The following is a 25611-nucleotide window of genomic DNA, read 5'->3' on the forward strand; positions in this document are numbered from 1 at the left end:
CTCTTTTTTTAAGCTTACTATTTAGGCATTAGAGGTGATTTTCATGACAAAAAAATTTCATACTGAGCGGCTTGCACTTATTTCAATTATGCTTGGCGCTTTTATTTCACTACTTGACACGACGGTCGTTAACGTGGCTTTGCCTGACATTACGAAAGCGCTTCATGCATCAAGTGCTTCTATTGAATGGGTCGTTTCTGGTTATGCACTCGCCTTCGGGCTGATTTTAATACTCGCCGGACGGCTTGGTGACAAGTTTGGCCGTAAAAACCTGTATATACTTGGAATTTCACTTTTTTTATTGATGAGTATCACGGCTGGATTTGCTCAGTCAGAAACAAGCTTAATTCTTTCTCGTATTATCCAAGGACTTTCTGCTGGTTTATTTTTCCCACAAATTAATGCTATGATGATGGATATTTTTAAAGGAGATAAGCTCGGACAAGCTTTCGGAGTTCTTGGCTCTGTTATCGGTGTTGCTACTGCGATTGGCCCTTTTACTGGTGGTTTATTAATCCAATTATTTGGGACAGAAAACGGTTGGCGTTTCGTCTTTTTCGTCAATGTTCCCTTTGTCATCGTGACTTTAATTCTTGCAGCTCTTTTCTTGCCAAAACGTGATAAAGCTAGTAAAAAAGTATCGTTTGATTTTTTGAGTGTATTTTTGCTTACCGTAGGCTTACTTTTTTTACTTTATCCTGTCATTTCTAATGGCTCAGAAGGATTTAAGTGGCAAGATATTCTTTTCATGCTGATTTCAATTCCGATTTTAATTAGCTTATATTCTTATAGTATCCATGTGACAAAAAAAGGCAAACAACCGCTTATCTCACCAACTTTATTAAAAAACAAAGCCTTTACTTCTGGCATAATTCTTTCACTCGTTTATTTCGCTGCTTTCACGAGCATCTTTTTTATCTTCTCGCTCACCTGGCAATCCGGTTTTGGTCGTTCAGCTATCGTCTCTGGCCTTGCCGTTAGTCCATTTGCACTTGGAAGTATGCTTGCAGCTGCAAACAGTAATCGTTTCATGCAAAAGCTGGGCAGGAAACTACTGATTATTGGCCTCGTTTTCGTGATGACCGGACTTGCCACCACATCTTTCATTTTCCATTTGAAAGGCGGGGCATTTTCGCCTTGGCTTACCGTTTTTCCACTTTTCCTTGCCGGGCTTGGCAGTGGGCTCATTATTTCACCACTAAATAGCTTCACGCTTGCAACTGTGTCGGGAAGCGATCGAGGCGGAGCAAGTGGTATCTTCAATACTGCACAGCGTGTTGGCTCTTCATTTGGAATTGCCATCGTCGGTTCAATTTATTTTCGGTCGTTAAGTGAAACTTCGCTACACAATGTAGCAGAAAAGTATTCATTTAGTTTACAAATGAGTATCTACATTAATTTATTTTTACTCCTTATCTGCTTGTTACTTGTTTTCAAGCTACCTAAAAAAAATGAAGCTTAAAAGGAAAATAATACTAAAATTATTTTCCTTTTTTATTGACAACCTCACTATTAAGTGTTACGATGTACCGGTAATAAGCATTACTGAATAGCAGAAAAAGAAAGTTTAAATACAGCTTTAAACTTTTTTCTTCCCTTCACTACTAAGTATTACTACATATGTGAAATAAAAATGATCGAGGAGGACTATTCATGTGGAACTTACTAAAAAGAATGGTTGATAATAAAAAAGAATATCGAGAAATGATGGATCGCGTAAAGCAGCTTCCAGAAGACTATCAGTTCGTTTATGACAAAATTCAACATTACATGTGGAATTTCGCAAAAGGAAACGGGTACGACAGGTTAAAAGTTCAATATGAGCTGATTGATTTGTTTGAAGCTGGCGTGCTAGAAGGAAAACCTGTTTTGGAATTCGCCGGAACAAATGTGGCTGCATTTTGTGATGAACTTTTAGCAAATTGCCGAACTTACACGGATGATTTACGCAAAACGTTAAACGAAAGTATTTTGAAAAAGTTAGGAGGAAAATAAAATGACTGCACTTGCCGTTTCTGTTCATGGTCTCAAAAAAGCCTATAAGCAGCATACAGTTTTAAATGGTGTAAACTTTGAAGTTAAGCGTGGTAGTGTCTTTGCCTTGCTTGGTTCAAATGGAGCAGGGAAAACAACTATAATTAAAATCCTGACTACGCTCATTCAAGCGAATGAAGGAAAAGCAGAAGTTTGTGGAATAGATGTGGCGCATTCGCCTGAACAAGTTCGTGAAAAAATCAGTTTGACTGGACAAAATATCGCAGTGGATGAAATTTTAACAGGACGCGAAAATTTAGACCTCGTTGCCAAACTTCGCCACTTACCTGACCGAAAAGCGATCACAGCAGCAAGCTTAAAACAATTTGATTTAGAAGAAGCTGGAGATAAGCCTCTCGCCACTTATTCTGGCGGAATGAAACGCCGTTTGGACCTTGCGATGACGATGTTAGGCTCCCCAGAACTTGTCTTTTTAGATGAGCCTTCCGTCGGACTCGATCCAGAAGCTCGTTTAGCGCTCTGGGATACCATCAAAAAAATGGCTGCTTCAGGCATCACGATTTTTCTTACGACTCAATATTTGGAAGAAGCCGAAGCCTTAGCGGATCAAATTGCCATTCTTCATGAAGGTCAAATCATTGTTCAAGGCACACTAGATGAATTAAAGGCCATTTTACCCGCGAAGCAAATCGAATATGTCGAAAAACAACCATCACTGGAAGAAATCTTTCTTGCTGTGACTGGAAAGAAAGGAGAATAGTCATGCGCCAACATTTTTTAAGTGATACTTGGACCATGAGCGGACGTGTAATCAAACACTCACTACGCAGTATCGACACGATCATTACGACCATTTTGATGCCCATCATGATGATGCTTGCTTTTGTCTATATCTTTGGAAGCGCGATGACGATGCCAAAAGCCGATTACGTAAACTTTATTGTCCCTGGCGTTCTTCTCATGACCATCGGGATGGGGATTTCTTATACTGCTGTTCGTGTGAATACAGACATTACAAAAGGCATCTTTGAACGCTTTCATTCGATGCCCATCGCCAAATCTTCCATCTTAAGCGGTCACGTCATCGCAACGCTTCTCTTGAATTTGTTTTCCGTTGTGGCCGTAATGCTCATTTCTCTTTTGATGGGCTTTCGTCCCGATGCAAATCTTGCAGAATGGCTACTTGCCGCTTTGCTTCTTATCCTTGCCGTATTCGCCTTTACTTGGATTGCCGTTCTCGCGGGGCTCGTTTCGAAGTCCTATGAAGGCGCTAGCGTTTTCAGCTACATCTTGATTGGCTTGATGTTTGTGAGCTCGGCTTTCGTTCCAACAGACGGCATGGGGAAAGTTCTTCAAAGCTTTGCAGACCATCAGCCGATGACTCAAATTGCGAATGCGATTCGTTCGCTTTTTGCAGGAATGCCAGACTCTCACGCCATCCTCACCTCGCTAATTTGGTTAACTGGCATTGCGATTTTGTTCTACCTGCTTTCTCTTAAAGCGTATAGAACCAAAATGAAATAGCCCAACGTAGTCCGTATAAAAAATTCAGGCGCTTCCTTTCCTAAGCGGATTTGCCTGAATTTTTATTTTTTGCCGCTAAACTCGAGCATCCGGGTGCTTATCTTCTATCAAATGCAGGTTCAAATCGTGCTCTAAAACCGCCTTCAAGCCGCTCAGCACAAGCGTGTAGCCTTCCGTTGTGTCGATAATTTCTTCTAGTGTTTCAAACTCACCGTTATCAATCTCAACAACCGTCTCCGTTTCAGAAAATGGCGTAAATCGAAAAATTGTTTCTTGCAGATTTTTCGCTTGAATGTGAATTCGCTCATTCGGGACAATTTCCTGAACATAAACTTCATCTGTAACCCCGTATATTTCCCACTCCCAAGTCACTTTTTGACCTTGAACGAGCTTACCAGAACTTTTCGAGAACCAAAACCTAGTGGTGATTTCCGGATTAATGAAGGCTTCAAATACCTTGTTCACCGGTTTACGAATTAATAAGCTTACCTTTGTTCGCATTTTAGCCACCTCTTTTCCATTGAATAGCTTTACTTTATCAATTTTCCTCGAGAAAAGCCAAATTTTCATACAAGTGAAATGTTGAACATGTTATAATAACAATGAATCAATAAAAAAGGAGATTTTTTATGCGAAATCCATATGAACCGTTAAATTTGTATTCCAATTTCCAAGCATCCGCCGAGCGTTTCCCTGAAGTTCCGATTTACTTCGACGAACCGCTTGCTATTTTTCCAGAACTCAAACTTGAAACCACTTACAAAGCTTGCGAACAAGCGATCATCCAGAAAGCAAGCCTGCTTCAAGAATGCGGCATCAAGAAACGTGATAAAATCATCATCTATAAATCTCCCAAGTTTGACACTTATTTGTTAGCCGTTGCCGCTTCCTATCTCGGAGCAGTTCCAGCGATGATTTCCTATCACCTTCCTGTCGAAACAATGAATGTGCTTGCTGAGCGGCTCGACTTTCCTTATATTTTATTCGATCAAGAAACAGCAGAAAAAGCGCATCATATTGAAAATATCCCCGCAGAAAAATTAATTCGAGCTGAAGAACTTGCCCTTTCAAAACCCGAGAATCTTGCTTCCCAGGAAACCCTATCGCTTGATGAAATTTCTTATATGACCCATACTTCCGGGACAACGGGAATTCCAAAACTCATTGCTCATAGCGCACATTCGATGGGCTTCCGGACGCAGTGGCAGCGTAATGTGTTAAGCCTGATTCCTGAAAAACAATTAGCTGCATTCCACATTTCACCCGTCCATTCCCGATTCAACATCGGCATCTCCTCTTTGATGTCACAAGGCTTCCCGATGTTCCCGATCGCTCAGCCCGATCACGCAAACATTGAACACATCATGACGACATATAAGCCGACTATCGTTGAAACACATCCAAATAACTTCGTTCAGTGGGTGAGCCTCGCGCGCAAAAAGCCAGAAGTGTTCGCAAGCGTTCGTTATTACCATTCCACTTTTGATGCGATCAACAAAGAAACCATGGCCGTTTTCCTGAACTGCTCGAAAGAACGCCGCCCCGTTTTCATGCAAGTTTACGGACAAAGCGAGTGCGGCCCAATGATTCTTCGCTTCCACACCAAACAAAGCATACAAAAACTGGATGCAAGAAACATGGGCTATGGCATGAAAGATTTGACGGACGTTCGGATCGTTTCAGAGGAAGGCGAAGTCGTCTCAAATGGCACGCCAGGAAATATTCAAATGCTTTCAAAAGGGCGCGCCCTTACCTATTACAAAGAAGATGCACGCTTTAATGAAAACGTTTATGGTCCTTTCTGGGATAGCGGAGACTACGGCATGAAAAATGAAGCTGGCGCTTTGCTTTTGCTTGACCGACAAGTCGATTTAGTCGAAAACATCGAAAGCACCTTAGCCATCGAGGACAAGCTTCTCGACACCCTCCGTTTCTTGGACGAAGTGGTTATCATTCGTGGCAAAAATGGTACGCCACAGCCGGTCATCTCGGTTGCTAGCGGTGAAGAAATGGACTGGGAAGCTTGGTTTGAAGCCTTAAGCGACTTGCCGCAACTAAATGAGCCACTTGTCATGGCCTACGAAGACATTCCGCGTACTGCAACCATGAAAGTTCAGCGCTTAAAAATGGAGAAAGAATTGAACGCTTGATCAAACAAAAAAGGCAATCCATTGATTTTCCATCAATGAATTGCCTTTTTCTTACTTTATTTTCTTGTTTGTGTTTAACATTACGTTTACTCAGTGCCTGGTACATCTTGTAAAGTCCAAACTAAGGTTCCCGAATAAACATCTTTTTTCGCTTTACCAGCTGGTACGTCAAGACGCAAGCCTGTATCATCATCCCAAAGGTCAGAAATCGTGACTGCATTCGAATCGGTTGTTGTATGCTCATAAATTTGAGCTCCATCCTCGTCTGTAATCATTTGTTCCTGTCCATCAGCTTTATAATATAAACTTGTCAGCGTCTCAGTACTTTTAGCACCCGTCAAAGGTTTTTCAAGTTTCACAAGCATTGACCATCTAGGTGAAATCGTTAGTGAACGATTATCCTTAACTTGTAAAGCTTCATCCCATAATTCTGGCTTATAAGTCTGTTTAAAACTCTTGATCGGCAACTTACCAAACGAAATGTTTTTCGGCGCAGAAATGAATTCTAATTGACCCGCAACATTAAAGCTTGCATCTGCTGTAATTGGATCAAACTCATCCGAAATCACTTCGAGTGTATTTTGAACCAATTTATTGGCTACGCTATTTTTGATTTTTGCTTTAAATGTCACAACCACATCTTCTGTTCCTTTAAGCGCATCTTGTTTAACTAACAATTGTCGACTACTTTCTTGCCAAACCGTGTCTTGTGCTAAATCACTTTCTTCTGTTGTTCCATCTGCTTTGGTATACGTTTTGTGGAAAGAAGTTGGATCAACTGTTACATCTTCTGGAACAACATCCTTCAGCGAAATATTATCCCAGCTAATCGCCGTATTTTTATTCGCATTTCCTACCTTAAGCGAATACTCAACCGTATCCCCAGGCAAGTAGTCATCGCTACCATTCACATTTTTCACAGTCTTTTCCACATGAGGAATAGAACTTTCTTTAACTTTCATACGTGCCACGTCTGATACCGTATAATTTTTCCCATCTGCCCCTTGTCCTTCTCCACTTGCAACATTAATAATTTCTCTTTTATCATTATTAATTATCTTACCTTCAAAAGTTAGTAAAATTTCTTTTTCTGACTTTAATGTCTGATTGGTAAGATCTAGGGTATGTGTTTTGTCATTATAAACATCTTGAAGTAATAGACTTTCAGCATCTCCATTTGCATGGATGAGCACAATATTTTCAGGCGTACTAACTGCGTCCGGTAGTTCATCTTTCACTTCAATATTATTCCAATCATCGTCACCTGTATTTGAAAGCTTGATTGTATATCGTAATTTATCTCCGAGTCTGGCTTCAGTTTGATCTTCAGATGAAATATTTTCCACATTTTTTTCTAAACTAGGTACAGGTTGACCTGCAGAAACTATACCCACATCATAGCGGTAATGAGCTGTTTCATCTAATTTAAGATCTCTAGGTAACCATTTCAGCTTAAGCCCAGTATCAATTTGGTCTGCAATAATAGCACCTTTAGAAAGGTTCTCCGCTTCTTTCCCTGCTCCAGTCCAATCTGCAGGTGTAAAATTACTCAAAAAATCATTATTAAACTGATCACCATTCCAGTTTTCCGGTCCATCTTTCATATTCGTTCGATAATAGAGGCGGTAGCCATCCGATTCAATATACATTCCCCGGTTTTCACCAATAGCATGAATTGGTACTCTGTCATTGTTATTCAACTGAGTATCAACAGCTCTAGCTAAACCAATCTTTCCTGCCTCGCCTAGATTAGTCAGGTAATATTCATGTTGAATACTTTGACCATCTCTAGAAGGCTTCAATACTTCATCTATTCCCCAGTCATGACCAGTAGCACTACTGGCCATATGTGCTCGGATAACTGTATGGCCATTTTCATCTATAGCAGTCATGACTTTAACATCTTTTGTGCTTGAACTATTATTCATCAAGTTATCATTTATAACTTCAGTACCATCTAAAAACAGCAATCCTTTTGAAGTTCTCAGCGTTCCTGTCGCATCATATAAATGTTGAATTTTCTTTCCATCTGGTGTTCTTAAATACACATTTGGTTTACCAAAAGCATTAATATTTTTAATCATTGAACCTTCATATTGTGTCGTCGAAAATTCAAAAACTAAAGTGTTACCATTGGGCTGTAATACCTCTCCCTTAGGATTTTGTTGTACTTCTTTCCAGTCATACATCTTATCCACAATACTTTTTTCTGGAGCTACATATTTAATGTCATAACGAATATGTGTCGTTTCATTCGCCCCGACAGTTCTAGGCTGCCATTTAAGTTTTATGTCAGCATTAATCTTTTCGGCAATTACTTCATCCTTGGATAGATTCTCAGTTTCATTACCTGTCCCTGTCCAGTCATTAGGTGTAAAACTATTTAAAAAAGCAATATTGTTACTATTAACAGTCCAATTATCTGGACCATCCTTTACATTCACAACTTGATTAAATTTATGACCTCTACCATCCAAAACAGACATTCCTTCGCCATTTCCTAAAGATACTACTGGCTTATCAGAAAAATTAGTATTGATTTTTTTACCAAAACCAATTTGTAATTCTGTACCCAAATTAGTTAAATAAAATTCTTGCTGAATAGTTTGCCCATCCGCAGATGCTTTTAATACTGTAGTAATTCCCCAATCATGTTTTGCATAAGTACTCGTCATATCTGCTCGAATGATTGGATGTTCATTCTCGTCTACCGCAGTCATTACTTTCAAATTTTTTCTATAAGAAGTTGATTGTAAAGCGTCGTCGAACAGTTTCCCATTTTCAATAAATATTAAACCCGATGAATATGAACCCGATATACTATTTGCTGTGCTGCCACGTATCAGCGAAATCATTTCTCCCTCAGTAGTCTTCACATATATATTGGGTCTGCCAAATGCGATAGCCGAAGTATCTTTGTCTACCATACCTGCTCCATCAAATCCAAAAACAAGTTGACTACCATCAGGCTGTTCGATCTCACCTTTTGGATTTTTGACACTCTCAGTCCACTCATACTTATCATCTAAAGCAAGTTTAGGTTGAAGACTAGACTGTTGTTTGGTTTGATCTTTTTTTCTAGGCGACTGCTCTAACAATTTGGCTTGCGCATCCTTATTCAAAAGATCTTGATGTGTTTGTTTTTCCGTTAACGAGTCATCTTTCTGATGATTTTCTTGTTGCTGCTTTGAATTCTTTGTCACCGATTCTTGTGAAGTTTCTACTTGTGTGCTAGCTCTTACTATTTGCATGCCCATACTTAAAACAAGTAGAAGTAAGACAATCATGCTCAAAATTTTCTTCTTTTGTTTCAATTACTATTCACCAACTTTCATTACTTTTCTACTCCTTTAATCCTGAGAACAAGAAAACTCTATTGTTTTTTGATAAAGAAAAAATTCTTTATCTTACCAAATTAACTCCATTTTAATTATCTTCTTGCTCCTCTATCTTTTTCCAGTATAAAAAAACACCACTCCCTGAACCTAGAAGTAAAATTCCAAACAAAATGAAACTCATTGTTTTTTTCATCACTAATTGTTGATGCTGAGCCTCCAAGTTTCTTATCTGTTTTTCATAGTCACATTGCATAGTATTCTTATTCTTATTTACTTTAGCTACTTCCTTCACGAGCTTTGCCTGAATAATTAAGCGTTTTGTCGTCGCTCTATAGGTATCACAAGTGATTAATGTCAGATATGGTTCTTTCTTTTTCTGAATCATCGTCAAGTCTGTTTCTGGAATAACTTTTTTAGTAATAACTTGATAACGTTGCAGCTTCGAATCCGTCTCCAGATAAATAGATGCCCTTTCCTTGATTCGTGTAAGTGGCGAAAATAAGCTCGTTGGATTTTGTACATGGTGACCAAGTAAAACTGTATTCCCCTCTCCAAGAACCTGATCTGGATAAAAAGTCGCAGCTCCCACTAATAAATTCGCCTGGGTCGGCATCTGATAAATGGACACATCCATCTTTACTTGAGGTGCAATCACTCGACCCCATGCTCCTTCTTTGGGTGGATTAGCCTTTAAAACAGCCGCCAAACTGGGAGGGTGAATATTTTCATAGACCTCTTGTGAAGGTGACCAAGCTGATGGCTTCAATGGCTGAACAGAGGAGGTCGGATTGCTTTTTATAAGCCAGATATAATCTTTGGCGAATGGAGCTAATAAAAAGTAAAGTGCTAAGACTAAACAACTAATAAATAGCCAAAATAAGCCCTTATTTCTCAATCGTTCGTTTCCTGCTCTTGTTCACGTTTTTTCTTTCGACGCCACAAGATAAATCCTAACAGAATAGCTAATAATAAGAAGGCGATGCCCGCTACGTACCACCAGAAATAATTCGGTTCTTTGATGGAAACATCTTTAGCATTGAATTTATCAGCTTCTTCAGGCTTAATTGTAAAGTCTTTCGTAAAGTTCCAGCTTTCTTTGGATGACTTCGCCTTTAAATGAAGCGTATATTTCCCAGGTTTCATTTTCTCGCCGTTTAGTGGCACTGGATAAGCAAAGTGCGAGTTAGGCGCTACTTGCATACCCTCTTTTTTAGATTTATATAAGGCTTCGTCTTTTCCTTTTTTCGTGATCACAGCATCCACTTCAAAACGGTTCAAATACGTAGCTGTTGGGTTTTGAAGAGTTGCTTCAATCACGTTTCGTGCATTTACTTGATTTGGTGCTACTTTTTTAAGCTTAAGATCTTGCTTTACTTTACTGTCGTTTTCTTGTAAAGTAATGCCCACCACATAAGCGTATTTATTTTCAATTTGAAGGCCTTCAGACTTATCTTGTTTGCTTTTCTTTGTTTGTTTTTCTTCCAGAGTAATTCCACCAGCAAGAATTCCGTCATAAGCTTTTTCTGGCATCTTCACTTCCAGTAGCAAGTTATAACTTCCTTTAGCTGGAACTGTGATTTCTTTTTTAACTTTGATTAATTCGTTCATCTCATGAGATAAACTTGAATCTCGTTTTGCCGAACTTTTCCCATATTCAACAACACCATTTCGGTTTGTCGTTGCAGAATGAATTTCAGGGTTAATAACTACAGGTGAATCGGTATCATTACGAAGCTTAATCGTTAACGTTTGCTCCTGATTTGGCTTCATTTTTAAATTAAAGTAGGTCTTTTGCTTGTCAATTTGATTATCTGGAAGCACTGTATCTACTGCAAAATTAAATTTAGATGCCTGTCCATTTTGTGGAAGGATCAACATAGCAAACAGAAGTACAGCTAGCCACATTCCAAATTTTTTCATTGCCTCTTCTTTCCTTTCTTTCTCCAACATATATAGAAAGGAGGCTGCTTGATAAGCAAAACAGCCTCTTCATTTTATTTTTACTCGTTACCTTCTGCAGCGTCTGCACCTGGAGTATCAGATAATGTCCAAGTTAGTTGTGTACTGTATTTTTTAGCATATTTAGTTGATTTACCTGGAACTGCTAATTTAATACTTTCAGCAGCAGTATCATTGTTACCAAATGCAAGCACGTGTGTACCCGCACCTTCACCGTCTTTTGCTGCCAGCATTGATGCTTCTGTTCCTGGTACTAGAGTTACTTTATTTGCAAAGATGGATGGTTTTGGTGATTCAGAAACTGTATTTACTACTCCATTTGTAAATGTAATTGCTGCACCAGTTAATTCTTTACCATCTGCCGTTTTAAATTGAGCTTCTTGTTTTACTTTTAGTGTCCAACCAGATTCTGTTCCACGGTTGTCTGTTACTTGAACGTAGTTAGGTCCATCTGCAAGTTCAGTAAATTTTTGTGCTTTTGCTGTATAAACTTCATCTGCCGAAGTGATTTTTTGTTTACCAAAATCTAGACTAGAAGCATAGTCAATACTTAGCGGACCATCTGTGCCTGGTTTAGGACCATCTGGATCTGTTGGGTCAATTGGTCCAACTGGTTTGCCATCTGGATCGTTTGGATCGGTTGGATCGGTTTTATCTGTGGATGGTTCAAATTCTACGATCGCGTTTGATTGATATTCTTTATTTCCTTCATCTGCTGCGCCTTCTTCAGCGAAAACATTTACTCCACCTACTGCTACTCCGCCTACTAAAACTGCGGATGCAACTGCTGCATTTGCAAATACGTTTAATTTCTTTTTCATATTCATAAACTCCCCTTTATTTGTTTTAAATTAGTTATTTCCTGGTACGTCAGATAGTTTCCAAGTTAATTTCGTCGTGTATTTCACAGCATCTTTTGGTGTTTTACCTGGTACAGTCAAAGAAATTGCTTTTGTTTTTTGAACGGCGTTTCCTTGGTCGTCAGTCATTTCTTCAACATGACCAAAACGATCTACCCAAGTTCCAGCACCAGCAGTTGCTTTTGCTGACATAACTAAAGATTCTGCTCCATCTGGATCTAATGCGATGTCTACTACATCAGGAGCTGTAACGCCTTCGACATTACTTGCTGCTTGTGGTTCTGTAAAAGCAATTTTTGAACCCGTTAATACTTTATTTTGTGTTGCATCATTTTTAAATTGACCTTCTTGACTAACTGTTAAAGTCCATCCAGCATTGGTACCACGGTGATCGGAAATTTGTACGTAGTTAGGTACCCAGCTATCTGTAGCACGATCAAGTTCTTGCGCTTTTGCGTAGTAAGTTTCATCACTATTCGTGATTTTGTTTACTCCGAAGTCAAGACTTGATGCATAATCAATACTTAATGGTCCTTCTGTTCCTGGATTTGGTCCATCTGGATCTGTTGGATCAATCGGAATAACCGGATTATTTGGATCTGGGTTATTTGGATCAACAGGATCTGTTGGGTCTGGGTTTGGAATAAATTCGACAACCCCATTTGATTGATATTCTTTGATACTACTTTCTTCAGCAAATGCTGTTAATGATGTTGCGGCAAATACGCTCATTGCAGCAACAGGTGCGATTGTCCATTTGACTAGTTTCACACTAATTCCTCCTTTGATTGTTTGGTTTTATATTTAGACCAGAACATAAAAGCTCCTGTCATAAATAACAAGCTATAGACCCATGATTCAAACGGGCTTTTATCCCCAGTTTGTGGGATTTTTGTTACACCAACAGCGGGGCTCCCAGTAACGTCATGATTCTTTTCAGAATTCCCCTTACTCATATGAGCTTGGGGTGCGACCTCTTGAGAATTAGATGGTACATCAATAGTTGGTTCATCCTTTTCAGGATAGATGTAGGTCCCGTAAAAACCAATTTCTCCATTGCTTTCATAATTTCTTTGATAGGCTTCGCTACTTTCAGCCGAAACCTCCGGGGCTAAACTAAACATTCCCGCAAGAACTAGAGCAGCTAGCCATAGCCTCTTTCCCCTTTTTTTCATGTGTTTCACCTCCTTAAGTGTTGCTAAAACAGCTGATTCTCTCACTAATTTGAAGTTTCCAAGTCTCACCAAAACGACTTTCTTCATTAATAAGTTGTGTTTTTAACGGAATAATCAATATTTTTATGTCGCCAACTTGTTTGCGTAAACACTTTCCCAAACATCTTTTCAGTTGGATATTATATTGATAAAAGAACACGCTAAAGGCATAGAAAAAGCCGCAAACTATTTTTCTTATGGTTTGTCAGCTAACTTTCAAGCTTTACACTCGCAGAATACAAACAAAATATGAATAAAAACTTGAACAATTGGATAAACAAGGGCATCTCTTGATTGAATGATAAAATAGTTTGCCAAAATGACTAACAGAATTAATTATAGTACAAACAAAAACGCTAAATAGTTCCTCAGGAAACGTATCGTCTTTTTTATGTGACCATTCTATGAATAATTGACATTTTTTTGCCGACCGAAGAGAATATTAAGAATTTTTACTTTTATAGAGCTTTTCTATCACTCTCACAAAATAACAGTAATATGGAAAGTTACTCTCGGGAGTAAGTAAAAAAATTCAATTTAAAGCGTTAAAGCAAATATAAAACATATCCCAGCACAGCTGAAAATAATTTGAATTTTCCTAATAACCAAGATTCAAAGCCCCCATTACCAATGTTTTTCACACTAATTCTTACTCGTTCATAATTTAGACACAATTAATTTACTTTTGTTTCTTAAAGAACATGAAAAACATGAAATCCTCAGTATACTTTAATTAGGTAACGATAGATCTGTAATAGGAGGATTAATTAATATTGAACAAAAGACACTTTATCGTTTTTCCAACAATTTTTATTTTGTTGCTCAGCATAATCGCTCCTGCAGCCAGTGGAACAGCTGCGGAAGCAAACCAACACCTAACCAAGCAAAACCCGTTAATGAATGGGACTTCGAGTCAAGTGACAGACCCCAAACGAATAGAACGACACAATCAACTTCAATTCGGTTATGACCACTGGAAAGCTTATACAGGAACTTTTACTACCCCCATTAATTGGACACCAACTGTTTTAGATGCTAACGGAAATTTCACTCATAATGGACTAATGGTAGGAACCGTTTCTTTCCTGCAAGAAGATGCCTTTAAAAAGACAACCATTTCTTCTCGAAGCTTATTTGGAGGAGCCATTGGTGGCAATAAAGCTATTGCCCAATCACTTCCTACGATTAAAGGGCATCGCTATCAAATTGCTTATCAAGGAAGTTACAGCCCTTTACTAGACTCTCCTCAAGATGTGCAAAATGGTCAAATGGGTTCTTATCCATTTGGTCCTCGTGGAGATATAGAAGTTTTAAACACTGAAGATATTAATTCAAGTGATTCTCTGGTGCCAGAATTTAGCAAAATAGATCCGCGCTTTGATCAGTTAAAAACCGCGACTTTCATAGGAACCGGTGACAAGATTACCATTTCAGTCAAACTAATGACAGATTCATACGGTACCGTTAGTATGTCACTCACCCACTTCTCCGTTCTCGACTTAGATCAGGGAATCGCAGAAGTTGAATTGGGCATCAGCCAGTTATTCACTGATGATACACACACAAAGCTTCGTCCCTCCGTTAATCAACAGGATATAGATGCTGTTCAAGATCAAATTGATTTAGATTTAATCGTAAATCTTGATGTGAGCGCCGAATATCAAAAAGAGTTGAATAAAGCGCAAAGCTTGCTAGATTTAGTGAATCCAGCCATTCAACTTGACCAACTGGTCGATGATCCATCAGATAAGCGCAGCCATACTATCACCGGGCGTACCTATCCAGAAGCTTTAGTTCATTTTGAGAGCAGAACCACTTTGCCAGAAGCAGCATTACCTAGCGATGATCCGCGAGTACCAGCATCTCACCATGTTCGTGCAGATGAAAACGGAGATTTTCAACTCGAACTGCCAGAAGATACATTTTTCAGTGCAGGAGAAGTGCTTCAAGGAACGAGCAGGATTCATGGCAAAACCGCGACAGCCCGCGTAACAGTACAAGATGTGGTCGCACCGGACGCGCCAGTCCTTGGCTCGATAAAGGACCAAGACCAAGCCTTCACCGGACAAGCTGAACCAGATTCTACGGTGGCCATTTTGGATGCAGATCACGAAAAAGTAGCTAGTGCGAAGACAGATAAAGCTGGGAACTTTTCAGTTTCGATTCCAACTCAAAACAAACCTCTCGTCCCTTACCAAGAATATACAGCCATGGCTACAGATGCAGCAGGAAACGAAAGCCCTGCTTCTGAAAGTCAAACCGTTCAAGATACAACACCACCAGAAGCCAAGCCTGTCAAGCAAACCTTTGAACGCGGAACCGTTTATCCAGAAGACCCGCGCGAAATGTTGACGGATATTTATGATAACGCCGGAATAGAGCCCGAAAATCTAGAAATCACCTATCAAACAGAACCAGATTTAAACCTGTTAGGCAAGCAAGACATTACGATCAAACTAGAGGATAGAGCTGGCAATCACACGCTCATCCGCGTTCCTGTCGAAGTAACGGCGATAGCAAACAGCGAAACGAAAGCGAAACTTAAAAGCGACCGTAAACTTGCTCCGGCTCCATTTAAACAGGAAATTCAACCTCATTCTAAGACATTCACTTCTCCAGGAACCCGCAGTTCGAAGCACATCCGAGTGAGTACTTTACCGAGCACAGGCGACCAGGGAATGGCCTTAAAAGTGGCTTTAGGGGGCCTACTCGTTTTGATTGCCTTCCTGATGCTTGCTATCCGCAAGAAAAAAAGAAGCTCGTTGTGACAGACAACGAGCTTCTTTTTTATAATGCTTTTCGTAATATTTTATCCATTTGCTTTCCTTTCGCCAGCTCATCAATCAGCTTATCCAAATAGCGAATTTTCTGCATCAATGGATCTTCAATTTCTTCAACGCGCACCCCACAAACGACTCCCGTAATGAGTTCCGCATTCGGGTTCAGTTGTGGCGCTTCTGCAAAAAACGTTCGAAAATCAATTTCGCTCGCGACTTGTTTTTCCAGCTCTTCCTGATGATATCCCGTCAACCAGCGAATAATTTCATCCACCTCTGCTTTTTCGCGACCTTTTCGCTCCGCTTTTTGAATATAAAGCTTGTAAATGCTCGCAAAACTCATGGAAAACACACGCTGTTCAGCCATCATTCAGCACCCCCTATTTCTTCCGCATTATATCAAAGAAAACCTCATTTTCGCAAAGCCTGCGCGAGCTCTTGAAACACTTCCTCTAATTTCTCGCGCGAAACATCTTGAATCGAATCCCCAAGTGACAACTCAAACTGGCAAGAACCTGCAGAAATCCCATCCCGCAAATTTGCGACAATTCCAACATCCGTTTTTCCCTGCACCGCGGTAAAAATCGCTTGCATCTCTTCCGTTTCCCGGCTGACGTGCACATGAAACATATTCGAAACAGGAACTTCTGGCCGAGTTTTCACATCTTGGAGCGCATTAAATGACTTGGCAAGCGCTTTACTTGCTTCGAAATATTCAGCCATTTTAGGCAATCGCTTTTCCAAATAATAATCAGCCGCAAGAATATACGGATACAAACTGATCAAGTCTCCGCCATAACGTCGCTTCCAAATTTTCGCTTCCGCGACAAATGGCGTTTTCCCGGCGAGGATGGCTCCTGCGACGCCGCCAATTCCTTTGTAGAAGGAAACATAAACGCTATCGAAAAGCGCACATACTTGATCGGCAGTTTTTCCGTAGTAAGGTAAGACTTCGAACAGCCGAGCACCATCCAGATGCAGAAAAATGCCGTTTTGCTTAGCGTAATCCGAAATTGCCTCTAATTCAGCAAAATCTGGCAATTCCCCGCCTAATTCTCGCTGCGGTAGCTCAATCAAAATAGAAGAAACCGAATCCCCCAGTTTTTCAACATCCGAAAAACGCATCAACCGATCAGCCCCACCTAGAAGAACTGGCTCCATTCTGTGGATTTTCTTTAAGCCATCTTGTTCGTGAATCTCAAGGTGCGCAAGCGGATGATACGCGGCTGGCAAGTTGTCACGTTGATCTGACCAAATACGTAGGGCAATTTGCTGCGCCATTGTACCACTTGGGAAAAAGACTGCCGCTTCTTTCCCTAACATCCGCGCCATTTTTCGTTCAAACTTCTCAATCACTTCACCGCTACCATACATGTCGCTTGCGAGCTCGGCATCCACATTTTGAAGCGCTTCTTTTAGCACGCCAACATTCCGCGCGCCGCTTCCTGCAAGCTTAAACGTGGTTGCTTGGTAGCTTTCCTTCAAGTCCTCCGCATTCGTCATTTGGATTCTCCTCTCAAAGTTCCGTATATTTCGCTTTCGTATTACGGCTTTTCCCAACTGGATATTTGATCGCATTTTTTTCAAGTTTTTCTTCGATGATTTGCTGAATATCAAGCCCAAGATCATCTGCTAGCATGATGCTATAAATCAGCACATCAGCAATTTCTTCTTTGATATTTTCACTGTTTTTCTGGATGGCCTCATCGCTTGTTTTCCACTGAAAATCTTCAAGCAGTTCCGCCGCTTCAATGCTAACAGAAATCGCCAGATCCTTTGCTTTATGAAATTGTCGCCAGTTGCGCTCTTCTCTAAATTGATTGATTTTTGCTGTTAAATTTTCAAGTTCATTCAACTTGGTTCACTTCTTTCTGCCTTTTAGTTTTATCTGGTTGGCATTCTTCATAGTGTTTATTATAGCAGATTTCTCGCTTGGATAAAAAAACTGCGAGCCCTTTGCTCGCAGTTTGTACACATTCATTATTTAGTTAATTTCTCAAGGAAGGCGAGATAGCTATCCAAGATTGTTTGGAAAAATTGTTCTGTTCCCGGGATAATCGTGCCATCTTCAGCAATGGAATCCGCAATGTGACCCACATAGGCTTCTGGTTGTTGTAACGTAGGAACGTTTAAAAATACAAGCGATTGACGCAGATGATGGTTTGCTCCAAATCCGCCAATAGCTCCCGGAGAAACAGTTACGATAAGCCCCGGCAATTTATCCCAAACGCTCTTACCAAATGGTCTTGAACCAACATCTAGCGCATTTTTCAAGACTGCTGGAACTGAGCGATTATATTCTGGCGTTACAAAAACAACGCCATCTAGTTGCTTCACTTCCCCACGAAACTTTTGATAGCTTTCTGGAACCGGTCCAAAATCATCGTAATCTTGATTATAAAGCGGAAGCTCACCTAATTCGATAAAGACAGCTTGATAGCCATCTGGGAGCAATCTCGCAAAGGATTCCGCCACTTTTTTACTATACGAATCTTTTCTTAAACTTCCTACAAAAAATCCAATTTTCTTCATTATTCTAGCCTCCTGTTGTTTTATATCTTTTTCCATGCCACAAAAATGGTTCAAAGCTTGACCTGCGGGTTCTTGCCTTACTTTTGTGCTGCCAAAAAGCTTGCTGCTGCATCCATTGTGTCGGTATGCACAAGATGTTTTTTGCCTTCCCCGATTTCAAACACGATATTCTTGCCGTATTCTTTACCCTGATTCACTGCAACGAAACGCTTCACTGAGTCAATCGGGATTTTGGGGTCTTCTGTCCCGTGCCAGAAATAAATCGGGCGCCCTGCTAAAAGTTCTGGACGTAAGCTTAAATCGAATTTTTCCTGCCAACTCATTAAATCGACGTAGCTTTGCGGGAAATCAACGTTAAAAGCTCGCGCTCGTTCAATGCCGCGATTGCGGTAGTCAACGATTGCCGGTTCGCCCATTAAGCAAACTGCGGCCTTGATTTCAGGATAATGCGTCAGCAAAGCGCACGTCGTGATACCACCCATCGAAAGCCCGCCAACATAGATCTCGCCGTTTGAAAGACCTTCTTTTTCGTAATACTCACAAAGCGTTTCAAATTCAAATAGATTTCCTTGGATGCTATTCCAAAAGGTAACGGATGGGATCGGCGATAGCGTTTGCTTGCGTTCGCCGTGATTAGGCGCATCTGGCAGGCAAACCCGAAACCCTTTTGCCGCAAGCTTTCTTCCCTGCGTTAAGACAAGCTCTTTATTGATTTGCCAGCCGTGATAGAAAATAACAAGCGGTAGCCTTTCCCCCGCCAGTTCGTCACGCACAACCTCTAACACTGGAATGGTATGGATTTGCTTTTTTACGACTTTGTTCGCCATCTTGTCGTCCCTTCTTCTCCTATTTTATTCGCTTTTAAAAAGTTAGCTACTTATTTATAATAACATACAAAGGTTAAATAACATTGAAAAGTGCTCACTCGAAATGCGTTTTCGGGACACAAATCGAATAATACCCACTCGCCGTTTCTAGCTTTTCGCTTCAAGAATCTCTGCAAACCGCTTCGCGGCTTCTTTTGCATTTGTTTCCGTCACACGCGCAAAGGTAAGCCGCATGACGCTTCCTTTTTGCCCGAACACAAACCCTGGCATCACGAGCAGCTTTTGATCGAGAAAACGATTGAAATCGCGAGCCGTTGTTTGATTAAATCGAGGAAGCTCTATCCATAAATGAAAGCCGCCATGTGGAAGCTTGTACTGCAATTCGCCAGGAAGATACGCTTCAAGCGCCTCAACTAGCAAATCGCGCCGTTTTTTCAGTTCCGCGCGTAAAAAAGCCAAGTGTCGCTCAAAAGAACTCGATTCGAGTACAAATCGCGCAAGAACTTGTGGAAAGATACTCAATCCGAAGTCCATTTCCTGCCGCGCTTCCGCCAGCCGATTCACAACAGCTGCCGGTCCGTCCAGCCAACCAATTCGCGTCGTCGAGCCGAGAATCTTAGAAAATGAGCCGATGTAAAGCACATTTTCCTCATCCAATTTTTTCAGCGGCGTAATCCTTTGATTGGGTTGGAAATGAAGCTCGCCAAACGGATCATCTTCAACGATGGGAATTTGGAGTTTCGCGCAAAGCGAAACGAGCGCTCGCCGCCTTGATTCCGTCATCAAATTCCCCGTCGGATTTTGGAAAGTCGGGTTCGTGAAGACCATCTTAATCCGGTGCTTGCGGTAAAGCTGTTCGAGTTCATCGGGCTTTGCTCCCGCCTCATCCATTGGCAAGGCAAAAATCCGAAGCCCCGCAGACTGAAACAAAGGCAGCGAATAAAAGTAAGAAGGCGCTTCAATTGCGACCGCGTCTCCCGGCTTCAGCAAGCATTGCGTGATCAGAAAAATCGCCTGTTGAGCGCCGGAAGTGACAAGGAGTTGGTTTGTTTCCCGCCTCAAACCAGTCGTCCGAAACATTCGCCGCCCAATGGCCTCACGAAGCGGCAAGTAGCCCAGACTTTGATTATTTAACTCTTCCGCAAGAAAAGACTGCCACGAAAGACTCGGGGTCTCAATCTGCGGTGTCAACTCGATCGGCAGCTCCCCCGTTGCAAGATCAATTACCTTCTCCGGGTGCGCCATTTTCAGCACCTGAATCGCATCCAAATAAGGATTTGCCGTATTAAACGCCCCGCTATCCACATAATGGCGCCAGTTCGTTTTGGCTGAATCAAACAGCCCCCATTTCGCTTCATTAATCCGTGTCCCGCTTCCTTGCGTTCGAATCACTTTCCCGCTTGCCGCAAGCTCATCTAGCGCCCGCACAACGGTCGAACGATTCACATCCAAATACTCCGCAAGCTTCCGCTCTGGCGGAAGCTTCTCGCCCGGGAGCAGCTCCCCTTTTTCAATGTGCTTCTCAACCAAGCGGATAATCTGCTGATAAAGGGGTAAATCCATTTGCTTCTCAAGTCGCCAAATCATGCGGCTTCCCTCCTACTCAAAATTGGATGGATAAATTCACATCCAATTGGCCGTTTTCGCTTAATTGCCATTAGCTTATCATAGGAAGCGTAAGAGCGCAATTTTGAAATGGAGGGTATCTAAATGGAAAAAGCAACAGGAACTGAAAAAGTAAAACGCGGCATGGCGCAAATGCAAAAAGGTGGCGTCATCATGGACGTCGTAAATGCCGAGCAAGCCAAAATCGCGGAAGAAGCTGGAGCTGTAGCCGTGATGGCGCTAGAACGTGTGCCATCTGATATTCGTGCAGCTGGCGGTGTAGCTCGAATGGCCGATCCACGAATCGTTGAAGAAGTCATGAACGCCGTTTCAATTCCCGTCATGGCCAAAGCTCGGATTGGGCACATCACAGAAGCGCGCGTACTCGAAGCAATGGGCGTAGATTATATCGACGAAAGCGAAGTCTTAACCCCCGCTGATGACGAATATCATTTGCTAAAAAGCGAATTCACCGTGCCTTTTGTTTGCGGCTGCCGCGATCTTGGCGAAGCCTTGCGCCGAATTGGGGAAGGGGCGGCGATGCTCCGGACAAAAGGCGAACCAGGAACCGGAAATATCGTTGAAGCCGTGCGACACATGCGGAAAGTAAACAGTCAAATCAGCCAAATCTCAGGTATGAGCGATGATGAACTGATGGTTGCGGCAAGAAACTTAGGGGCTCCCTACGAACTAATCAAAGAAGTGAAAACGCGCGGCAAATTACCCGTTGTCAATTTTGCAGCAGGCGGTGTAGCGACACCGGCTGATGCAGCCTTGATGATGTCGCTTGGCGCAGATGGCGTCTTTGTCGGCTCTGGCATCTTCAAATCCGAAACCCCATCCAAATTCGCCAGTGCAATCGTGCAAGCAACTACTTATTACGAAGACTACAAATTAATCGGTGAGCTATCCAAAGAACTCGGCACCGCCATGAAAGGCATCGAAATCACCCATTTAACGCCTGAAGAGCGCATGCAAGAACGGGGGATTTAAATTGAAAAAGACGATCGGCGTGTTAGCCTTGCAAGGTGCCGTAAGCGAACATTTAGCAGCCATCCAAAAAACAGGCGCCGAAGCCATTCCCGTGAAGCATTCCGACCAACTTGGAGCCCTTGATGGATTGATTTTACCCGGCGGAGAAAGTACGACGATGCTCCGCTTCATCAATCATTATGATTTTGCTGAGCCGCTGCGTAGTTTCCATCAAGCAGGTAAAGGAATCTTCGGGACTTGTGCGGGGATGGTGCTTGCGGCGCGGGAAACGGATAGCGGGGAAAAAAGTCTCGGCTTGATCGACGCAAAGGTGGTTCGAAATGGCTTTGGCCGCCAGAAAGAAAGCTTTGAAGCCTCGCTCACGATCCAAGGAATTTCAGGTGGACCATTCCAAGCTGTATTTATCCGAGCACCCTATCTCGAACAGCTTGGAAGCAATATCGAGGTTCTTGCAAAAGTAGAAGAAAAAGTGGTGGCAGCGCGGCAAGAAAAAGTGCTCGTCACAGCTTTCCACCCAGAACTAACAGACGATTTACGGCTGTTAGAATATTTTATCCACGAATGTGTTTAAAAAAGACATAAAATAAAAAAGAACAGAATCGTCAATGCGTCATTTTTGCAAATGACTTTATTGAACGATTTCTGTTCTTTTATTTTTAGCTAGTTGGTCTCATTTTATCCCAAATTTGTTGCCTTTTTAGCTTAATTATAGATTGTTTTTTGATTGAATTTGATATATTTGATAAAAAACTCTAGCAAAATTTGTGTGAATTTTTTTGCTAGCGGGTACCAGAGCCAGCCAATCAGCATCAAAACAAAGCTAAGTAGTAGTTGTAATGCTTCAAAGTCTTGCCAACCGACTGCTGTTACACTAATATACAGGATTGGTGCTAGAATGAAAATAAAAGTTACTGCCCAAAAAGTTAAAACAAGGGCAATTGCTGTAACCGCCACACTTGAAAATAAAAGCAAATTAAAAAACAACACGCCAATCAAAGCTAGCCAATTCACTTTTTTCATCTTTTTTTCTCCCCCGATCTCATTCGCTTCTTTTTTAGTTTCGGAAAGTAATTCATCCGTGGAAAGCCCGTATAAATTCCCGAGTTCTTGCAAGACAAAAATATTGGGCATCGTTTTATTTTGCTCCCATCTCGAAACGGTTTGCCGCGTGACATAAAGTTTTTGCGCCACTTCTTCTTGTGTCAAATTTTTTTCTGTTCGTGCTTGTTTTAGCGATTCCCCTAACGTCATTTTGTTTCCTCCCTTATGCTTCTATTATCTCGGATTTCACCAAAAAAGCAAAGCAACAAATGTGTTACATCCGCTAGATAACACGTTTATCACTTGGAAAAATTGAAAATTACTGTTTATTCTTTCATCTATAATAACTTTCTATAAATCTAAATCCCCTCTCTTTAATTAAGCATAGTTTTTTCTGCTTTACTTCTTTTCTTTATGGAAATATTTTCCCATCCAGAATACAACTTCTTCATTACAAGAAACAAAATTCGGCTAAAAATTTACACATAAACTTCACAAACTTCTTATTTTCCCTTCTTTAAGAAAAAATTATTCCTTCAGTTTCCAGTATACTTTTATAGACAGCTACAATTTTGCAATCAATTTTACTAAAAAGCTTTTGGCTACTTTACGAAAAAAAGGATATCCAACAGCTGGATATCCTTTTTTCTGTTTGAGGAGGAAAAAATGTATAAAATTATCGGAGTTGAAACCAGAAAGGTATATTACGAAGCCTCAACAAAGTCAGCTGTTTCTCGCTGGTTAAATGGGCACGGTCCACAAATTGACGAGCGTAAGACTGGCATTCAAAACAAAGTATTTCCCGAGCTACTAAAAATTATCAAAAGTGAAGAAATACACTTATAAGGCAAGAAAGGAAGAGTAAGCAGACAATGAATTGTTCTTTATTTTTAGGAAAACCTTTAACAACCGATGAGCAGCAGACCTTCGAAACCAGGTTTATTCATCAAACAGATATCACTTATTATCGTAACTTAAAAAAATACTACATGGAAAACATCGAATCTAGACGTGTTCAGGGGCTTTCATATAGCGATATAAAACTTCAAGTTCACGAACATGTTAGACAAATTCAAGAGTGAGGAAGTGCAGAATTATCAAGTTGGAGAAAATAGGCAGTTATTGTGGCCAGTTTAGGAGAAGAATAATTTAAAACACGCTGTATTCAGAAAAACTTTCAGCTTTTAGATATTCCTGTAATCTACTTCGACTAATAATCAATTCTTTATCACATTTTTCAAAAATACCATAGTCATCCAGTTCACGAATTGCTTCACTTGTTCTAGCTTTCCCTGCGTTAGCAATTTGTGCGATAAATGTACGGTTAGCAAAGCTCGGCAGTCGGTATAAATCATCCGTTAGCTTTTCGCCAACTTGCTTAGCAATTCTTACTAATGCCCATGAGATTTTAACAGCCGTTTTTTTATTGGCAAGAATGTGAGAAAAAGATACGGTGATAAACTGTTTGATGATTTCTTCAATCAATTGGTGGTATTTGCGAGGATCCAAGTAGAGGTGAGATAGGAAGAATTCCTTTTCAATTTCGTAAATTTCAACATTATCGAGTGCAATAACTTGATAATGTATGAAGTCTTTGATTACCCATTCCGAGTGATTTTCAATAAGCGCTTCGGCATTGATTACATTGCCCTTAGTAAGAATTTCAGTATGGATTTTCTTACCATCTTCCGTTGCGACTTGAACAATTAAGGTTCCCTTTTCAATAATCAAAATCCGATCATCTTTTTCTTCTTTCGTACTATAACAAATTTGTTGTGGCTTAAAATAAGTTGATTTCCAAAAAGTCGGATACCATTCTTTAGCTAGATCTTTATCAATAATCATCATTTCATTCCTTTCATCATTTTTAGTAACACTTTTATTCTCAGCGATTAATTGGTTACTCAATTGATTAATTCGGAAGTTTTATCCTTGGTGTCATTATTATGTGAAAAAGTTTACTTTCACACCTTACTACCAATTTACCTGAATAAGTTCAATAAGTAAATACTTTTACAACAAAAATATATACTTGATTCTAAGTGCCTATATAATCAAAAGATTATAGGTCAAAAAGAGCAAATGATCATTTAACGTGTTAAAGTCATTTGTTCTTTTTGCTTATTGTTGATTTTCTATAACTATCAGATATAAAATTCAAAAACCAAGCTTAAATCAGCATACCAGTACCATCATCGTTTCAAGACTAATATAGTATGAATTTGTTATCCTCTAACACGAAATGGAAAAAAGGCCTATTTAAAGCCTAATTGCAATGCTCTTCAAGAAAGAATTCTTTTTCAATTTATGATCTGATCGTTGTATTTTTAAAATGATAATCAATAAAAAAGAAGTGCTTTAAGCCCACAAATATATGGCTGATTTTTTATGACACTTTCTTTATTCTGACGATCTAAAAGATAATTTTTTTAGACTTTAACGCTTTAAATGGAATATAAAGTAAACAAAGATACACTAATCATATGGATTCTACTTTTTATCTTTCGTCTTTCTATAAAGACGGTATATGAATAACTTTTATAACAAATCTCGCTTAAAAACAAAATTCTTAATATTCTTTTCAGCCGACAATAAAAGTGTCAATTCTTCATAGAATAGTCACACAAAAAAGCGCTTATGTTTCTTGAAGAAACATAACAAAACTTATATGCACTTATAATTAGTATTATATTAGTGTTTTCTGCAATCATTTCTCACACAAGATCAATGATATGATTAATATTGTTTTATACTTTTATATTCAATTAATTCAGAACTATGTATAATATGTCTGGT

General features: G+C 40.2%; 24 protein-coding genes. 9 read left to right on the forward strand and 15 right to left on the reverse strand.

The window, feature by feature from the left end; all coding sequences use genetic code 11:
* The first annotated feature begins 43 nt into the window (after positions 1–43).
* From UR08_RS08610 to UR08_RS08625, 4 genes are all read left to right on the forward strand, one after another.
* Positions 44–1462, forward strand: a complete 1419-nt coding sequence (locus tag UR08_RS08610) for an MFS transporter (RefSeq protein ID WP_115753251.1) — start codon at positions 44–46, stop codon at positions 1460–1462.
* Between the two features lie 191 nt (positions 1463–1653).
* A complete protein-coding gene (locus UR08_RS08615; RefSeq protein ID WP_115753252.1) occupies positions 1654–1995 on the forward strand; it encodes a DUF1048 domain-containing protein in 342 nt (113 codons plus the stop codon).
* A gap of 1 nt (position 1996) precedes the next feature.
* Positions 1997–2755 (forward strand): ABC transporter ATP-binding protein, encoded by a 759-nt coding sequence (locus tag UR08_RS08620; RefSeq protein WP_115753253.1) that lies wholly within the window; start codon positions 1997–1999, stop codon positions 2753–2755.
* A 2-nt stretch (positions 2756–2757) separates the two neighbouring features.
* On the forward strand, positions 2758–3519 hold the full coding sequence (locus tag UR08_RS08625; protein WP_115753254.1) for an ABC transporter permease: 762 nt from the start codon (positions 2758–2760) through the stop codon (positions 3517–3519).
* A gap of 75 nt (positions 3520–3594) precedes the next feature.
* Here the strand turns inward: UR08_RS08625 and UR08_RS08630 are convergent, their stop codons facing one another.
* Positions 3595–4020, reverse strand: a complete 426-nt coding sequence (locus UR08_RS08630; RefSeq protein WP_115753255.1) for an SRPBCC domain-containing protein — start codon at positions 4018–4020, stop codon at positions 3595–3597.
* Positions 4021–4148: 128 nt separating this feature from the next.
* Here UR08_RS08630 and UR08_RS08635 point away from each other — a divergent pair, with 128 nt between their 5' ends.
* Positions 4149–5669, forward strand: coding sequence for an AMP-binding protein (locus UR08_RS08635; RefSeq protein WP_115753256.1), 1521 nt, complete (start codon positions 4149–4151; stop codon positions 5667–5669).
* An 86-nt stretch (positions 5670–5755) separates the two neighbouring features.
* Here the strand turns inward: UR08_RS08635 and UR08_RS08640 are convergent, their stop codons facing one another.
* The 6 genes from UR08_RS08640 to UR08_RS08665 all read right to left on the reverse strand — a co-directional run bounded on the left by UR08_RS08640 (position 5756) and on the right by UR08_RS08665 (position 13001).
* A complete protein-coding gene (locus UR08_RS08640; RefSeq protein ID WP_115753257.1) occupies positions 5756–8983 on the reverse strand; it encodes a DUF11 domain-containing protein in 3228 nt (1075 codons plus the stop codon).
* 112 nt (positions 8984–9095) lie between these two features.
* Positions 9096–9902, reverse strand: a complete 807-nt coding sequence (locus UR08_RS08645) for a class A sortase (protein WP_115753258.1) — start codon at positions 9900–9902, stop codon at positions 9096–9098.
* The gene (locus UR08_RS08650; RefSeq protein ID WP_115753762.1) at positions 9899–10927 is read right to left on the reverse strand and encodes a WxLIP family cell surface protein; all 1029 of its coding nucleotides are present in this window, start codon (positions 10925–10927) and stop codon (positions 9899–9901) included. The genes UR08_RS08645 and UR08_RS08650 overlap by 4 nt, the downstream gene beginning before the upstream one ends.
* An 80-nt stretch (positions 10928–11007) precedes the next feature.
* Positions 11008–11787: a WxL domain-containing protein gene (locus UR08_RS08655; protein WP_115753259.1), complete on the reverse strand. Its 780-nt coding sequence runs from the start codon at positions 11785–11787 to the stop codon at positions 11008–11010.
* A 30-nt stretch (positions 11788–11817) separates the two neighbouring features.
* The gene (locus tag UR08_RS08660; RefSeq protein ID WP_240616059.1) at positions 11818–12597 is read right to left on the reverse strand and encodes a WxL domain-containing protein; all 780 of its coding nucleotides are present in this window, start codon (positions 12595–12597) and stop codon (positions 11818–11820) included.
* Positions 12594–13001: a hypothetical protein gene (locus tag UR08_RS08665; protein ID WP_115753260.1), complete on the reverse strand. Its 408-nt coding sequence runs from the start codon at positions 12999–13001 to the stop codon at positions 12594–12596. Before UR08_RS08665 ends, UR08_RS08660 begins: the two co-directional genes overlap by 4 nt.
* An 812-nt stretch (positions 13002–13813) precedes the next feature.
* On the opposite strand from UR08_RS08665, the gene UR08_RS08670 reads away from it, so the two are divergent.
* On the forward strand, positions 13814–15808 hold the full coding sequence (locus UR08_RS08670) for an Ig-like domain-containing protein (RefSeq protein WP_115753261.1): 1995 nt from the start codon (positions 13814–13816) through the stop codon (positions 15806–15808).
* 19 nt (positions 15809–15827) lie between these two features.
* Here the strand turns inward: UR08_RS08670 and UR08_RS08675 are convergent, their stop codons facing one another.
* The 6 genes from UR08_RS08675 to UR08_RS08700 form a co-directional block, all read right to left on the reverse strand.
* A complete protein-coding gene (locus UR08_RS08675; RefSeq protein ID WP_115753262.1) occupies positions 15828–16184 on the reverse strand; it encodes a DUF2200 domain-containing protein in 357 nt (118 codons plus the stop codon).
* A gap of 44 nt (positions 16185–16228) precedes the next feature.
* Entirely contained in the window at positions 16229–17320 is a 1092-nt protein-coding gene (locus UR08_RS08680; RefSeq protein WP_115753263.1) for a threonine aldolase family protein, read from the reverse strand.
* Between the two features lie 13 nt (positions 17321–17333).
* Positions 17334–17672: a nucleotide pyrophosphohydrolase gene (locus UR08_RS08685; RefSeq protein ID WP_115753264.1), complete on the reverse strand. Its 339-nt coding sequence runs from the start codon at positions 17670–17672 to the stop codon at positions 17334–17336.
* 125 nt (positions 17673–17797) lie between these two features.
* The gene (locus UR08_RS08690; protein WP_205757235.1) at positions 17798–18349 is read right to left on the reverse strand and encodes an NADPH-dependent FMN reductase; all 552 of its coding nucleotides are present in this window, start codon (positions 18347–18349) and stop codon (positions 17798–17800) included.
* Positions 18350–18426: 77 nt separating this feature from the next.
* On the reverse strand, positions 18427–19176 hold the full coding sequence (locus UR08_RS08695) for an alpha/beta fold hydrolase (protein ID WP_115753265.1): 750 nt from the start codon (positions 19174–19176) through the stop codon (positions 18427–18429).
* 147 nt (positions 19177–19323) lie between these two features.
* Entirely contained in the window at positions 19324–20760 is a 1437-nt protein-coding gene (locus tag UR08_RS08700; RefSeq protein ID WP_115753765.1) for an aminotransferase-like domain-containing protein, read from the reverse strand.
* A gap of 126 nt (positions 20761–20886) precedes the next feature.
* Here UR08_RS08700 and pdxS point away from each other — a divergent pair, with 126 nt between their 5' ends.
* Together pdxS and pdxT are read left to right on the forward strand one after the other, a co-directional pair.
* Positions 20887–21774 carry a pyridoxal 5'-phosphate synthase lyase subunit PdxS gene (gene pdxS, locus UR08_RS08705; RefSeq protein WP_115753266.1) on the forward strand — a complete coding sequence of 296 codons (888 nt, stop codon included), beginning with the start codon at positions 20887–20889 and terminating at the stop codon, positions 21772–21774.
* A gap of 1 nt (position 21775) precedes the next feature.
* Complete coding sequence (gene pdxT / locus UR08_RS08710; protein ID WP_115753267.1) at positions 21776–22345, forward strand: pyridoxal 5'-phosphate synthase glutaminase subunit PdxT; 570 nt, start codon at positions 21776–21778, stop codon at positions 22343–22345.
* 131 nt (positions 22346–22476) lie between these two features.
* Here pdxT and UR08_RS08715 read toward each other — a convergent pair whose 3' ends face one another.
* Complete coding sequence (locus UR08_RS08715) at positions 22477–23025, reverse strand: helix-turn-helix domain-containing protein (RefSeq protein ID WP_115753268.1); 549 nt, start codon at positions 23023–23025, stop codon at positions 22477–22479.
* Positions 23026–23481: 456 nt separating this feature from the next.
* Here UR08_RS08715 and UR08_RS08720 point away from each other — a divergent pair, with 456 nt between their 5' ends.
* Positions 23482–23661 carry a hypothetical protein gene (locus tag UR08_RS08720; RefSeq protein ID WP_115753269.1) on the forward strand — a complete coding sequence of 60 codons (180 nt, stop codon included), beginning with the start codon at positions 23482–23484 and terminating at the stop codon, positions 23659–23661.
* Positions 23662–23964: 303 nt separating this feature from the next.
* On the opposite strand, the gene UR08_RS08730 is transcribed toward UR08_RS08720, so the two are convergent.
* Positions 23965–24663, reverse strand: a complete 699-nt coding sequence (locus UR08_RS08730; protein WP_122865936.1) for a cyclic nucleotide-binding domain-containing protein — start codon at positions 24661–24663, stop codon at positions 23965–23967.
* Positions 24664–25611 lie beyond the last annotated feature (948 nt).

The sequence above is a fragment of the Listeria kieliensis genome (assembly GCF_003369925.1).
Taxonomy (GTDB): domain Bacteria; phylum Bacillota; class Bacilli; order Lactobacillales; family Listeriaceae; genus Listeria; species Listeria kieliensis_A.